This is a genomic window from Pantoea sp. ACRSC (genome assembly GCF_022346785.1).
Classification (GTDB): domain Bacteria; phylum Pseudomonadota; class Gammaproteobacteria; order Enterobacterales; family Enterobacteriaceae; genus Pantoea; species Pantoea alvi.
This window is the reverse complement of record NZ_JAKRNN010000018.1, coordinates 21,877-34,278: the sequence shown is the minus strand read 5'-3', so window position 1 is coordinate 34,278 and position 12,402 is coordinate 21,877. Positions and strand designations below refer to the sequence as shown.

Below are 12,402 nucleotides of genomic sequence, written 5' to 3'. Positions count from 1 at the left end.
ATTAAATGCGTGCTTGTGCCTTCCCCAGCAAGGAATAGCTTCCCGTTCGTTCGCTTAGCCGTCCGCCGCTGCGGTGCATCGATGCCCCTTATTTTTGTCCGTAATAGGCATTGGGGCCATGCTTACGCAGAAAATGCTTGTTCATCAGATAATCATCTATTTCCGCAAGCTGTGGATTAATGCCGCGCGCAATCCACGCCATTTTCGCCACCTCTTCCAGCACCACGGCATTATGCACCGCCTCATGCGCATCTTTACCCCAGGCGAATGGGCCATGCTGACAGACCACGACTCCCGGCGTATGCAGCGGCTCACTTGCGCCCAGCGTTTCGATAATCACCTTACCGGTGTTTAGCTCATAATCACCCTCAACCTCCGCCTGGGTAAGCGCCCGCGTGCAGGGAATATTGCCAAAGAAGTAGTCGGCATGCGTCGTTCCCAGCGCCGGGATTGCCCGCCCCGCCTGTGCCCAGGCGGTGGCGTGCGTTGAATGGGTATGCACGACACCGCCAATCTCAGGGTAACGTCGGTAAAGCGCCAGATGGGTTGCGGTATCGGAAGAGGGCCGCCATTTTCCCTCGACCACATCGCCCTGGAGATTGACCACCACCATATCCTCCACGCTCAGTCTGTCATAGGGCACGCCGCTCGGCTTAATCACCACCAGACTCCGCTCACGATCGATAGCGCTGACGTTGCCCCAGGTAAAGGTCACCAGGCCATAACGCGGCAGATCCGCGTTGGCTTCATACACCTGCTGTTTGAGCCGAAGCATGTTCCGCCTCCAGTAAGCCAGCCTTCGCCATCCGTTCACGTACCCAGTCCCGCGCGCTGGCCACTTCGGCGACCGGATCGTCGGCGGTTTCACTCCACATCTCAATCAGATAGGGGCCGCAGTAGCCCGTCTGCTTCAGGGTGTTAAAACAGCGTTCAAAATCCACCACGCCGGTGCCGAAGGGAACATTTTTAAACACGCCCGGCCGCGTATCCTTTACGTGAATCGCCACGATATGCCCGATGCCCGCCTGAAGCTCCATCTGTACGTCGTTATCCCATGCCGACAGGTTGCCGATATCTGGATAGAGCTGGAACCAGGGGTTATTCAGGTAGTGCGCATAGCCCAGCGCCTTGCTGATGGAGTTCATCAGCGGATAGTCCATGATCTCCATCGCCAGCGTGACCTGCGCGCGGCTCGCCATCTCGACGCTCTCTTTCAGGCCGTCACGAAAACGACGACGCGTCTCATCGTTGGCTTGCTGATAGTAAACGTCATAACCCGCCAGCTGGATAACGCGGATGCCGACATCCTGCGCCAGAGCAATCGCTTTCCGCATGATCTCCAGCCCCTGGGCACGCACCCCGTCATCCTCGCTTCCCAGAGGAAAACGGCGGTGGGCGCTCAGGCACAGTGAGGGGACGCGAACCCCCGTTTCAGCGATGGCGCTGACCAGCGCCAGCCGTTGCTCCCGCCGCCAGTCGAGGCGAGCAAGGCGCTGGTCCGTCTCATCCACCGACATCTCAACAAAATCGAACCCCAGCTGCTTCGCCAGCTGGAGCCGCTCCAGCCAGTCATCCCCAGCAGGAAGCGCTTTCTCATAGATGCCGAGCGGAACCGGTTTAAACGACATAGCGGCTCCTTAGCCCCAGAGCTGAGTGATGACGTGTTTAAACTGACGCGCTGCCTCTACCGGCGAAGCCGCATCCCGAATGCTGCGACCCGCAATAAAGACGTGGATGGGGATGCCTTTAAACAGCGGCAGATCGTCCAGCGCCAGCCCGCCGGTGACGGTCACTTTGAAGCCCATATCCGCCAGGCGCCTGATGGCGCTGATATCCGCATCTCCCCAGGAGACGCCTGCGGCCTGCGCATCACGACTGCGGTGATAAACCACCTGCTGGATGCCCGCCTCGCGCCACGCCTGCGCCTGTTCCCACGTCCAGAAACCGGTGAGTTCAATCTGCACGTCGCCGTTGTAGCCTCTGGCGACCTCCAGCGCGCCTTTCGCCGTGTTGATATCAGCACAGCAGATTACCGTGACCCAGTCGGCCTGGGCTTCAAAACACATCTTCGACAGGATGGTGCCGGCATCGGCGATTTTGGCATCCGCCAGCACGATTTTGTGCGGATACAGCGCCTTGAGGTCACGCACGGCCCGCACTCCTTCGCCGACACAGAGAATGGTGCCGACTTCGATGATATCGACCTCCTCTGCAATCAGGCGGGTGGTGGCGTAGGCGTCGGATAGGGTCTGGTTATCCAGCGCAACCTGCAACATAGGTAATGACATGTTCAGCTCCTGTTAAACTGCCGCCGCGGTGGCGTTATCGATTAAGTTGAGTACGTCCTGTCCGGTTCGGCAGGCGCGTAAGCGGTCAAAATTGGCTTCGTCGTTGAACAGGTTGACGATCTGCATGATCCCCACTTCCTGATGGGTATGCGCATCCACAGCGGCCATGGTGATCAGAATGTCCACCGGGTCGTTATCTTCGTGGTTGAACAGCAGCGGAGTTTTCAGCGTCACCAGCGCAAAGCCGGTTTTCTTCACGCCTTCTTCCGGGCGGCCGTGCGGCATTGCCAGTCCCGGCGCGATAACAAAATAGGGGCCGTGCTGCGCCACGCCGTCGAGAATGGCCTGGTAATAGCGCGGCTCTACCACATCCGCCCTGACCAGCAGATCGACGCCCAGCCTGACCGCCTCCTGCCAGGTGCTGGCCTCGGCCTGGAGAAGAATCGCGTTATTTTCCGCCAGCGAATCACGTAATTTCATCGCGCGTCCTTACCTCACGTCCTGAGGGAAATGTGCGTTGATCACTTCAAGCAGTTTTGGACCGAAATCCGCAGGCGACAGCATATTGCGCACGCCCACCACATATTTGTTGCCTGAGACGCTGATTTCGCCGGCGATGTGGGTCGATGCGATAATGATATCTGCACCGTTCAGTTCACTTTTATATTCACCCACTGCGCAGCTGCTTACCGTATGGTCGATATTTGACTGGGTCAGAAACTGGCCCACTTTCATCTTCATGATCATGGAGCTGCCTTGTCCGTTGCCACACACGGCCAGGATACGTACGGTCATAATCGAAACTCCTTAGTGAGTAGAGAGTTCTGCGGGTTGTTCTGCATCTTCTTCTTGTCGCAAAGAACGGCCTGCGAAAAACATATAGGCCAGCGCAGTCAGGATGATGACGGCCATAAAAATCAGTCCAAGCGAGGCGAAGCCCTGCATCACAGGGGGAGCCAGAATTGACCAGTCCGCCATGCCCATCCAGGCGCTCATGGCGGTGAGCCTGACGGCCCACACGCAGCCGAAGATTTCAATCATTCCCATCACCAGACAGATCTTCAGCGCCGCGCGCCAGCCGCCAAAATGGTTAGCAAACACGCCGATGGTGGCGTTGGAGAAGAACATCGGAATAAAGCCGGGAATGATCAGAATCGACGAGCCACAGCCGACCAGAATGCCCACCGCAATCAGCTGGCCAATGGTGCCCCACATAAAGCCCCAGACCACGGCATTAGGGGCGAAGCTGTAGATAGCCGCACAGTCGATCGCCAGAACCGCGCCGGGGATCAGGCGCTGAGAGATGCCGTTAAAGGCTTCCGATAGCTCAGCGACGAACATGCGCACGCCCTGAGTGATAATGAAAATCGCCACCGCGAAAGAGAAGCCGGTTTGCAGCAGATAGACCGTCCAGTGGGTTTTGCCCGCCATCGCCTGAACAACGTTGATGCCAAAGGAGAGCAGAATGGCACCAAAAAAGAGAGTCATCACAATGGCGGTGGAGACGATGTTGTCGTGGAAGATGTTCAGCCAGCCCGGCAGCTTGAGATCTTCCACGCTCTCTTCAGGTTTACCCAGGCGGGGGGCAATCTTACAGGCTATCCAGGAGGCGAACTGCTGCTGATGCCCAACAGAGAAACCGCAGCCGTCGGTCACGGCCTGGGTGGGTTTGTACATCATGTTGGCGGTGATCCCCCAGTAGAGCGATACCAGCACCGCGGTGCAGATAATCGTGGTCCACATGGCGTAACCGAAGATATAGAACGAAACCGCCACCAGGCCCGCCTGCTGAAACATAATATGACCGGTCAGCATGATGGTGCGAATGCCGGTCATGCGGCGCAGCAGCACGTAAAGGATGTTCAGCGCCAGCGCGAGCAGAACGGCGTAGCCCACCCAGCTATAGGCATCCCCCATGCGATCGATGGTGGCCATCATCGAGGCGTAGGTGTCAGAGATGGCGCCGTTAATGCCATACACCTCTGACATTTTGGCGACCACCGGCTTAAAGGTGCTGGTCAGGATGCCTGAACCCGCCTGCAGCAGCATAAAGCCAATAATGGTTTTAATGGTGCCTTTGATAATCACGCTGACGCTTTTGCGCAGCAGGATATAACCCAGACAGGTCACAATCCCCAGCAACAGCGGAGCGTTGGTCATCACCTGATGAAAGAACAGGGTAAAAATGTTGTAGAGGATCTCCATAACGCTCTCCAGAAAGGAAAACACAAGGGGCAATCCCTGTGTGGTCAGTGCCAACACTCTAGTAATCACCAAAAATCACCACAAGATCACTTTTGATTATTTGTGACGCGCCATGCAAATTATTTTTGTGCGCCATGCCATGATCGCTCCTGCCTGTAACGCCCCTGAATTAAAGGTTACCCCGCTAATATATAAGTAAAAAGCATATTTATTAGCCAGTTAAGTACGGGTGTTGCAGCGGGTATGCAAATGTCACTGGCGTAATCAAGGCGTTGCAAACCGAATCAAAGCGTGTCAGTATCAATCAAAGATAATCATATCGTGATTACTTTTGATTTCATTAAGGAGTGGAACCGATGAGTAAAGTGAACACCATCACCCGCGAATCCTGGATTTTGAGCACGTTCCCGGAGTGGGGCAGCTGGCTAAACGAAGAGATTGAGCAGGAGCAGGTCGCGCCGGGTACCTTTACGATGTGGTGGCTGGGCTGTACCGGGATCTGGCTTAAGTCAGAGGGCGGGGCCAATATTTGCATCGATTTCTGGTGCGGCACCGGCAAGCAGAGCCACGGCAGCGGGCTGATGAAAAAAGGGCATCAGATGCAGCGTATGAGCGGGGTGGAAAAGCTCCAGCCCAACCTGCGCACCACTCCTTTTGTGCTCGACCCTTTTGCCATTCGGCAGATCGATGCGGTGCTCGCCACGCACGATCACAACGATCATATTGATGTCAACGTGGCCGCCGCCGTGATGCAAAACTGCGCGGAGACGGTGCCCTTTATCGGGCCTCAGAGCTGCGTGGATATCTGGATCGGCTGGGGAGTGCCAGAAGCGCGCTGCATCGTGGTGAAGCCGGGCGATGAGATAAAAATCAAAGATACGGTGATTCATGCGCTGGATGCGTTTGACCGCACCGCGCTGATTACCCTGCCAGCCGATCAGAAAGCCGCGGGCATGCTACCTGATAATATGGACGCGCGCGCGGTCAACTACCTGTTCAAAACCCCCGGCGGTTCGCTTTATCACAGCGGTGACTCTCACTACTCTAACTACTATGCGAAGCACGGAAATGACCATCAGATCGACGTGGCGCTTGGCTCATATGGTGAAAATCCGCGCGGCATCACGGATAAAATGACCAGTGCCGATATGTTGCGTATGGCTGAAGCGCTGAAAACCCGCGTGGTGATCCCATTCCACCACGATATCTGGTCAAACTTTCAGGCCGATCCCCAGGAGATCCGCGTGCTGTGGGAGATGAAAAAAGATCGGCTGAACTATGGCTTCAAGCCCTTTATCTGGCAGGTCGGCGGCAAGTTCACCTGGCCGCTGGATAAAGACAAGCTGGAATATCACTATCCGCGCGGTTTTGATGACTGTTTTACAGCTGAACCCGATCTACCCTTTAAGTCTTTTCTTTAGGGCTGAGGTGCCGGATAATCCGGCACCTTCCGCTTGACGGTCGGTCAAACAAAAACAGGTAGCAGAATGACTGAAACACAGCGACATCATCTTTTAATTAATCTGCTGCGTGAACACGATGTGCTTAGCGTCAGTGAGATTACTGAACTTTTGGGTACCTCTCCGGCCACCACCCGGCGCGACATTATTCGCCTCGATAAAGAGGGGAAAGTGCGTAAAGTCCGCAATGGCGCCGAAGCCATCACGCCGGAACGCGAGACCTGGCTCCCGCTTAATCCTAACCGGGCGCCAAACCATGACGAGAAGGTGCGCATCGCCCGGGCGGCGTCGACTTTCATTCATCCCGGCGAAAGTGTGGTGATTAACTGCGGTTCGACGGCGTTTCTGCTGGGCCAGGAAATCTGCAACAAGAAAGTACAAATCATCACTAACTATCTGCCTCTGGCCAACTACCTGATTGAACATGACCATGAAAGCGTCATTATCATGGGGGGCCAGTACAGTAAAAATCATTCGATCATTTTGCCGCCCCAGGAGAGCAGCAGCAGCCTCTATGCCGGTCACTGGATGTTTACCAGCGGCGGCGGGCTGACCGCCGAAGGGCTGTATAAAACGGATATGCTGACGGCGATTTCTGAGCAGCAAATGCTGGGAATGGTCGGGAAGCTGGGCGTGCTGGTGGACAGCAGCAAGCTGGGCCAGCGCGCGGGCATGCTGTTCAGCAAGGCGGAGAATATCGATCTGGTGATCACCGGCCAGCAGGCCGATGCCGGGATTGTAAACGCGCTGAAAGCGCAGGGTATCGAGGTGGTGCTGGTATAGCGCTGCGAATGCGCCGCAGGCCGTTGCGTGCGGCCTGGCGCGGCGCAAAAAAAAGCCGGTAACCTGAGTTACCGGCTTTTTCGCCTCTAAGCGGCTTAGCCTACCAGCGGCTTCGCGGTTTTCTCAACCAGCGCCAGCAGGACTTTCACATCTTCCAGCGTGACGGTGGGGTTAAGCAGCGTCAGCTTCAGGCAGGTTACGCCGTTGTGCTCGGTCACGCCGACGTTGGCGCGGCCCGATTCCAGCAGCGCGTCGCCGATGCGCTGGTTCAGCAGCGCGGTTTCGGCAAGATCGTGACAGCCGGTTTCCGGATGGAAGCGGAACAGCACGCTCGCCAGCTGCGGCTTCATCACCAGCTCAAGCAGCGGATGGGCGCTGATATATTTCGCGACCTGCTGTGCAAGGGTGACGCCGTGATCGATGATCGCCGCGTACTGTTTTTGACCCAGCGCTTCCAGACCCATCCACAGCTTCAGCGCGTCGAAACGGCGCGTGGTCTGCAGCGATTTGGATACCAGGTTCGGCACGCCCGCCTCTTCGTCAAACTCAGAGTTCAGGTAAGCCGCCTGGTAGCGCATCAGCTCATAGTTCGCCGCATCTTTCAGCAGGAAAGCGCCGCAGCTGATGGTCTGGAAATACTGCTTGTGGAAGTCCAGGGTAACGGAATCCACCAGCTCCAGGCCGTCCAGATAGTCGCGATATTTTTCCGACAGCAGCAGCGCGCCGCCCCAGGCTGCATCGACGTGTACCCAGATATTGTTCTGGGCCGCCAGCGCGGCGATGTCGCGCAGCGGATCGATAGCGCCCGCGTCAGTGGTGCCTGCGGTGGCAACGATCGCCAGGATCTGTTCGCCGTTGGCTTTCGCCTGGGCGATCTTCTCCGCCAAATCGGTTACGTCCATACGGGCGTATTCGTCGGTTTTCACTTGGGTTACGCACTGGTAGCCCAGGCCGAGCAGCGCCATATTCTTCTGTACGGAGAAGTGGGCGTTTTCAGAACAGAAGACCTTCAGCTTGCGCAGATCGCCTGTCAGGCCATCCTGCTGCACTGAGTGGCCCTGACGCGCAAAAAACGCGTCGCGCGCCAGCATCAGGCCCATCAGGTTGCTCTGGGTGCCGCCGCTGGTGAAGACGCCCGCGTCGCCCGCTTCATAGCCAACCTGGGCGCGCAGCCACTCGATCAGCTTCATCTCAATGATGGTCGCCGACGGGCTCTGGTCCCAGGAATCCATGCTCTGGTTGGTGGCGTTGATCAGCACTTCCGCCGCCTGGCTGACTACCAGGCTCGGACAGTGCAGATGCGCCACGCACTGCGGGTGATGCACCGCCAGGCTGTCCTTCAGGAAGAACTCCACCGCGCGCTCAATGGCAGCCTGGTTGCCCAGACCGGTCGGGTTGAAGTCCAGCGCAATACGCTCGCGCAGTTCCGCGACGGTTTTGCCCTGATACATTTCAGGCTGCTTCAGCCACTCAACAACCGCTTTGCTGCTCTGCTCGATAACCTGCTGATAGGCTTCGATGCTCTGCGCCGAGCCCGCCAGGATCGGATTTAATTCAGACATGATTGCATTCCGCTCCACTTAAACCGGCTGCACGCCAGCGGCCAGCAGCGCCTGCTCGAACTTATCGAGGAAGACTTCCAGCTCCTGGTTGGTGATCAGCAGGGAAGGCAGCAGACGCAGCACGCAGCCGTGACGGCCGCCGCGCTCGAGGATCAGGCCCGCTTCAAAGCATTTTTTCTGCAGCAGGGCAGAGAGATCGCCGTCCGCCGGATAGCAGCCCAGCTGATCTTTGGCTTCGTTCGGCTTCACAATCTCGATGCCGATCATCAGGCCCAGACCGCGTACGTGACCGATAACCGGGAAGCGTTTCTGCATCTCAGCCAGTTTGCCTTTCAGCCACTCGCCTTGCTGCGCCACTTTGTCGGCGATGTTCTGCTCTTTCAGGATTTTCAGCGTGGTCAGGCCGGTCGCCATCGCCAGCTGGTTGCCGCGGAAAGTACCGGTGTGGTGGCCCGGCGCCCAGGCGTCGAACTGCTTTTTGATACCCAGTACGGCGAGCGGCAGACCACCGCCCACAGCTTTGGACATCACAATAATGTCTGGCTGAATGCCGGCGTGTTCAAAGGCGAAGAATTTACCGGTGCGCGCAAAGCCCGCCTGCACTTCGTCGATGATCAGCAGAATACCGTGCTCTTCGGTCACCTTACGGATACGCTGCAGCCACTCGGCCGGTGCCGGGTTTACGCCGCCTTCGCCCTGAACCGCTTCCAGGATCACCGCCGCAGGTTTGCGCACGCCGCTTTCCACGTCGTTGATCAGGTTTTCGAAGTAGTAGGTCAGCGCTTTCACGCCCGCTTCGCCGCCGATGCCCAGCGGGCAGCGGTAAAGGTGCGGATAAGGCATAAACTGCACTTCCGGCATCATGCCGTTGACCGCTTCTTTCGGCGACAGGTTACCGGTGACCGAGAGCGCGCCGTGGGTCATGCCGTGGTAGCCGCCGGAGAAGGCAATAACGCCTGAACGGCCGGTGGCTTTTTTCGCCAGCTTGATGGCTGCTTCTACCGCGTCCGCGCCGGACGGGCCGGTGAACTGCAGTTTGTACTCTTTACCCTGGCCCGGCAGCAGCGACAGCAGGTATTCAGAGAACGCATCTTTTAAGGGCGTTGTCAGATCGAGAGTATGTAACGGCAAGCCGCTGGTAATGACATTTTGGATGCTCTGCAATACGTCAGGATGATTGTGACCCAGCGCCAGCGTACCCGCGCCTGCCAGGCAGTCGAGGTACTCTTTGTTGTCGGCGTCGGTGATCCATACGCCTTTCGCCTGGGTAATCGCTAACGGTAACTTGCGGGGATAACTTCTGACGTTTGATTCGAACTCAGCCTGACGGGCCAAATAGGTTTCATTGTTTGCGTTTGAAGTGGCATCTAAAGAATCAATACGGACTTTATCCGTCATCATATCTCTCCTACAACCGGGGCAATCGTATGTGCCGCAGTTGAATGATTGTTAAAAAATCGGGTTACCTGATTTTAGGCGCGGCCAATATAGAGCTTTTGCGATTCGGGCTCAATCTTTTATTTTGTTTAGATTCATTCGCGTTTATATATAACAAACCTTTCCTGCCATGCGGCCTGCCAGCAAAGTATGCGCGCCCCTGATGACGCCTGTGTTAACAAGGTGTGACGGCGTAGCGCAGCCGGCAGGTTTAACTGCAAAAAAAAACGCTAACCGAAGAAGAAACAGGCAATTAAAGGCCTTTTTTGTTGACGTATTAAACAAACGACGCGGTGAAAATTATCACGCCATAAATTAATCCGCAGCGCGAAGGTTAAGTTATATAAAAGGCTTAACCTTACGTGCGGGAAACATATTTAAACCAAATTGTTTAAACCGGAAATCTTTAGCGCAGCAGCGAGGGAAGCAGCGCAGCGGAAACCGAATCGCGCAGCAGGCGCTGCGCCTGAAGGTCCAGGCTACGGTTTTGCCACAGGGTTATCCCGATGCGGCCCGCCGCAGGCAGCGTCCCGTCGACAATATGCAGGCCGGACGGCAGACCCACAGGCGAGCGCAGCGTAATCCCCAGGCCCGCCTGAACCGCCGCCCAGATGCCGCTAAGGCTCGGACTGGTAAAGATAATGCGCCAGGGGATCCCGGCGCCGTCCAGCGCGGCGATAGCGCGCGAGCGCATCTGACAGGGCGCATCAAACATCACCAGCGGTAAAGGTTCGCCGCTCGCCAGCAGCCTGGTGACCTCACTCTGCGACGAAGCGATCCACACCAGCGGGCATTCCCCTAAAAACTCGCTCTCATCCAGCACCTGCTCAGGCTGCCACAGCAGTGCGATATCGACCTGACGTTCAAGCGCCGCCTGGCGCAGGGCGCGGTTGCGGTCAATGCGCGCCGTCAGATTGAGATGCGGATGCTGACGCGCCAGCTGGCTTAGCAGGGCGGGCATCAGGGATTCGCCAAAATCCTCCTGCATGGCGATACGCAGCTCTCCCTTTAGCAGTTCGCCGCGCACGGCGCGCTGCGCTTCATCGTTAAGCGCCAGCAAACGACGCGCGTAGCTCAGCAGCATCTCGCCGCTGGGCGTGAGCGCCAGCTTGCGGCCCTGCTTCACCACCAGCTCAGCGCCGCACTGCGCTTCCAGCTTTTTAAGCTGCGCGCTGACGGCGGAGGTAGAACGACAGAGACGCTGGGCGGCGAGGGCGAAGCTATCGTATTCGATGCCCGCCACGAAACTGCGCAGCGCATCCATATCGAGAGAGACCGGAAGTTTATTCATATCGTCCTGCTTTTCGGGATGAACCGTGCTGAATAATTTGATTTTCAGGATAGTAGCAGAGGACGACACTGCAGGTGAGCGATAAATCCTGAGAGGAGCCACACCATCATGAGCAATGCACTCGATAAAGAGACCCTGCAGCAGGTTGCGCCAAAACTGGCGGAGATCACGCATAGCCTGCTATTCGGCGATATCTGGCGGCGCGACATCCTGACGCCGCGCGAACGCAGCCTGATCACCCTGGCCTGTCTCGCCGCGCTGGGACGGGAGAAACAGCTCGGCTGGCATATCGGCTTCGCCGGCGAAAACGGCCTGAGCCGTCGCGAACTCAGCGAAGCCTTTACCCACCTGGCCTTTTATGCCGGCTGGCCCGCCGCCGTAACCGCGCTGCACTATTTGCCAGAGGAGGACAATGCCGGGGAGAAGCAGTCATGCCGCTGACCCGAATTACGCTGCCTGAGCAGACCAGCGAGGCGCGCATCGCGCTGATCGGCGACATCCTGCACCGCACGCTGGTAGATACCTTTGACGTTCCGCCGCAAGACCGGTTTCAGATAGTGGAAAAACTGCCCGCGTCGCAGCGGATTTATGATCCGCACTACCTGAGCGGCGGGCGCAGCGACGATTTTATGCTTTTTACCCTGCTTGCCGGCAAACCGCGCTCGGCGGCGCAGAAAGCCGCGCTGTGCCGTACGCTGACGCAGCGGCTGGCGGAGCAGCTCGCCGTCCGTCCCGACGACGTGATGGTGGTGATCCAGTTTAACAGCGCAGGCGACTGGAGCTTTAGCAACGGCACCATGCTCGCCGGGGAGGCGCAATGATCCTGATGCACTATCGCTTTACGCTGCCCGCCGATTACGACATGGCGATTATCGAGCGCCGCATCGCAGAAAACGGCGCCAGGCTCGACGGCTTTCCCGATCTGACATTTAAGGCTTATCTCTATGCGCGACGCGATGAGGGGGCAAGAGCGAATTGCTACGCGCCGCTCTATCTCTGGCGCGACACCGACGGGATGATCCGTTTCTTACAGAGCGCCGGTTTCGCCAGGCTCACAGAGGATTTCGGCTGGCCCGCGATTCAAAGCTGGCTGGGAATAAAAGCGCCGCCGGTCGCCACGCTGCGCGACGCGCGCTTCGCGGTGCTGCGCTCTGAACCGGTTGCCCCCTATAGCGAACTGGCGGCGCTGAACCTGCAGGCGGCGCTGGTCGGCTGGGATATTTCGGCCCAGACGCTGCTGCATGTCGATTTCACTGCGGAGGCGGAACGGCCGGGCGACGGTTACCGCATCGGCTACCTCGCTCTCGGCGATCCGACTATGCGAAACGCGGTAACATCCTGAAAGAATAAATTTAACATCTTTAGGCCCGCCGCCG

14 protein-coding genes are annotated in these 12,402 nt (G+C 57.5%); 5 read left to right on the top strand and 9 right to left on the bottom strand.

Annotation, left to right across the window (positions count from 1 at the left end; genetic code table 11):
* Nucleotides 1-88 precede the first annotated feature (88 nt).
* From MHZ97_RS16505 to ulaA, 6 genes are read right to left on the bottom strand one after another with little or no spacing between them, the layout of a single operon-like run.
* Nucleotides 89-775, bottom strand: a complete 687-nt coding sequence (locus MHZ97_RS16505; protein WP_239315070.1) for an L-ribulose-5-phosphate 4-epimerase — start codon at nucleotides 773-775, stop codon at nucleotides 89-91.
* Nucleotides 747-1,628: an L-ribulose-5-phosphate 3-epimerase gene (locus MHZ97_RS16500; RefSeq protein WP_103796528.1), complete on the bottom strand. Its 882-nt coding sequence runs from the start codon at nucleotides 1,626-1,628 to the stop codon at nucleotides 747-749. The genes MHZ97_RS16505 and MHZ97_RS16500 overlap by 29 nt, the downstream gene beginning before the upstream one ends.
* A gap of 9 nt (nucleotides 1,629-1,637) precedes the next feature.
* Nucleotides 1,638-2,288 carry a 3-keto-L-gulonate-6-phosphate decarboxylase UlaD gene (locus MHZ97_RS16495; RefSeq protein WP_224481384.1) on the bottom strand — a complete coding sequence of 217 codons (651 nt, stop codon included), beginning with the start codon at nucleotides 2,286-2,288 and terminating at the stop codon, nucleotides 1,638-1,640.
* Nucleotides 2,289-2,300: 12 nt separating this feature from the next.
* A complete protein-coding gene (ulaC, locus tag MHZ97_RS16490; RefSeq protein ID WP_103796526.1) occupies nucleotides 2,301-2,768 on the bottom strand; it encodes a PTS ascorbate transporter subunit IIA in 468 nt (155 codons plus the stop codon).
* Between the two features lie 9 nt (nucleotides 2,769-2,777).
* Nucleotides 2,778-3,083 (bottom strand): PTS ascorbate transporter subunit IIB, encoded by a 306-nt coding sequence (gene ulaB, locus MHZ97_RS16485; protein ID WP_103796525.1) that lies wholly within the window; start codon nucleotides 3,081-3,083, stop codon nucleotides 2,778-2,780.
* Nucleotides 3,084-3,095: 12 nt separating this feature from the next.
* On the bottom strand, nucleotides 3,096-4,493 hold the full coding sequence (gene ulaA / locus MHZ97_RS16480; protein ID WP_239315069.1) for a PTS ascorbate transporter subunit IIC: 1,398 nt from the start codon (nucleotides 4,491-4,493) through the stop codon (nucleotides 3,096-3,098).
* A gap of 356 nt (nucleotides 4,494-4,849) precedes the next feature.
* Between ulaA and ulaG the strand changes: the two genes are divergently transcribed.
* Both ulaG and ulaR read left to right on the top strand, forming a co-directional pair.
* Nucleotides 4,850-5,914, top strand: a complete 1,065-nt coding sequence (gene ulaG, locus MHZ97_RS16475; protein ID WP_239315068.1) for an L-ascorbate 6-phosphate lactonase — start codon at nucleotides 4,850-4,852, stop codon at nucleotides 5,912-5,914.
* A gap of 66 nt (nucleotides 5,915-5,980) precedes the next feature.
* Nucleotides 5,981-6,736 carry an HTH-type transcriptional regulator UlaR gene (gene ulaR, locus MHZ97_RS16470; RefSeq protein WP_103796522.1) on the top strand — a complete coding sequence of 252 codons (756 nt, stop codon included), beginning with the start codon at nucleotides 5,981-5,983 and terminating at the stop codon, nucleotides 6,734-6,736.
* Between the two features lie 95 nt (nucleotides 6,737-6,831).
* Here ulaR and MHZ97_RS16465 read toward each other — a convergent pair whose 3' ends face one another.
* The 3 genes from MHZ97_RS16465 to MHZ97_RS16455 form a co-directional block, all read right to left on the bottom strand.
* On the bottom strand, nucleotides 6,832-8,298 hold the full coding sequence (locus MHZ97_RS16465) for an aspartate aminotransferase family protein (RefSeq protein WP_103796521.1): 1,467 nt from the start codon (nucleotides 8,296-8,298) through the stop codon (nucleotides 6,832-6,834).
* Between the two features lie 18 nt (nucleotides 8,299-8,316).
* Nucleotides 8,317-9,699, bottom strand: coding sequence for a diaminobutyrate--2-oxoglutarate transaminase (locus MHZ97_RS16460; RefSeq protein WP_103796520.1), 1,383 nt, complete (start codon nucleotides 9,697-9,699; stop codon nucleotides 8,317-8,319).
* Nucleotides 9,700-10,141: 442 nt separating this feature from the next.
* On the bottom strand, nucleotides 10,142-11,026 hold the full coding sequence (locus tag MHZ97_RS16455; protein WP_239315067.1) for a LysR substrate-binding domain-containing protein: 885 nt from the start codon (nucleotides 11,024-11,026) through the stop codon (nucleotides 10,142-10,144).
* Between the two features lie 108 nt (nucleotides 11,027-11,134).
* On the opposite strand from MHZ97_RS16455, the gene MHZ97_RS16450 reads away from it, so the two are divergent.
* Genes MHZ97_RS16450 through MHZ97_RS16440 form a run of 3 tightly spaced genes read left to right on the top strand, consistent with a single transcriptional unit; the run spans nucleotide 11,135 to nucleotide 12,368 of the window.
* The gene (locus tag MHZ97_RS16450) at nucleotides 11,135-11,467 is read left to right on the top strand and encodes a carboxymuconolactone decarboxylase family protein (RefSeq protein WP_239315066.1); all 333 of its coding nucleotides are present in this window, start codon (nucleotides 11,135-11,137) and stop codon (nucleotides 11,465-11,467) included.
* Entirely contained in the window at nucleotides 11,458-11,847 is a 390-nt protein-coding gene (locus MHZ97_RS16445) for a tautomerase family protein (RefSeq protein WP_239315065.1), read from the top strand. The genes MHZ97_RS16450 and MHZ97_RS16445 overlap by 10 nt, the downstream gene beginning before the upstream one ends.
* Entirely contained in the window at nucleotides 11,844-12,368 is a 525-nt protein-coding gene (locus MHZ97_RS16440; protein WP_239315064.1) for a DUF4865 family protein, read from the top strand. Before MHZ97_RS16445 ends, MHZ97_RS16440 begins: the two co-directional genes overlap by 4 nt.
* The last annotated feature ends 34 nt before the right edge of the window (nucleotides 12,369-12,402 follow it).

Excerpts from the sequence above, each read along its gene's own strand:
- MHZ97_RS16505 (WP_239315070.1), bottom strand. The coding sequence starts at position 775 with ATGCTTCGGCTCAAACAGCAGGTGTATGAAGCCAACGCGGATCTGCCG.
- MHZ97_RS16455 (WP_239315067.1), bottom strand. The coding sequence starts at position 11,026 with ATGAATAAACTTCCGGTCTCTCTCGATATGGATGCGCTGCGCAGTTTC.
- MHZ97_RS16450 (WP_239315066.1), top strand. The coding sequence starts at position 11,135 with ATGAGCAATGCACTCGATAAAGAGACCCTGCAGCAGGTTGCGCCAAAA.
- ulaA (WP_239315069.1), bottom strand. The coding sequence starts at position 4,493 with ATGGAGATCCTCTACAACATTTTTACCCTGTTCTTTCATCAGGTGATG.
- MHZ97_RS16445 (WP_239315065.1), top strand. The coding sequence starts at position 11,458 with ATGCCGCTGACCCGAATTACGCTGCCTGAGCAGACCAGCGAGGCGCGC.
- ulaR (WP_103796522.1), top strand. The coding sequence starts at position 5,981 with ATGACTGAAACACAGCGACATCATCTTTTAATTAATCTGCTGCGTGAA.
- MHZ97_RS16495 (WP_224481384.1), bottom strand. The coding sequence starts at position 2,288 with ATGTCATTACCTATGTTGCAGGTTGCGCTGGATAACCAGACCCTATCC.
- ulaC (WP_103796526.1), bottom strand. The coding sequence starts at position 2,768 with ATGAAATTACGTGATTCGCTGGCGGAAAATAACGCGATTCTTCTCCAG.
- MHZ97_RS16440 (WP_239315064.1), top strand. The coding sequence starts at position 11,844 with ATGATCCTGATGCACTATCGCTTTACGCTGCCCGCCGATTACGACATG.
- MHZ97_RS16460 (WP_103796520.1), bottom strand. The coding sequence starts at position 9,699 with ATGATGACGGATAAAGTCCGTATTGATTCTTTAGATGCCACTTCAAAC.
- MHZ97_RS16465 (WP_103796521.1), bottom strand. The coding sequence starts at position 8,298 with ATGTCTGAATTAAATCCGATCCTGGCGGGCTCGGCGCAGAGCATCGAA.
- ulaB (WP_103796525.1), bottom strand. The coding sequence starts at position 3,083 with ATGACCGTACGTATCCTGGCCGTGTGTGGCAACGGACAAGGCAGCTCC.
- ulaG (WP_239315068.1), top strand. The coding sequence starts at position 4,850 with ATGAGTAAAGTGAACACCATCACCCGCGAATCCTGGATTTTGAGCACG.
- MHZ97_RS16500 (WP_103796528.1), bottom strand. The coding sequence starts at position 1,628 with ATGTCGTTTAAACCGGTTCCGCTCGGCATCTATGAGAAAGCGCTTCCT.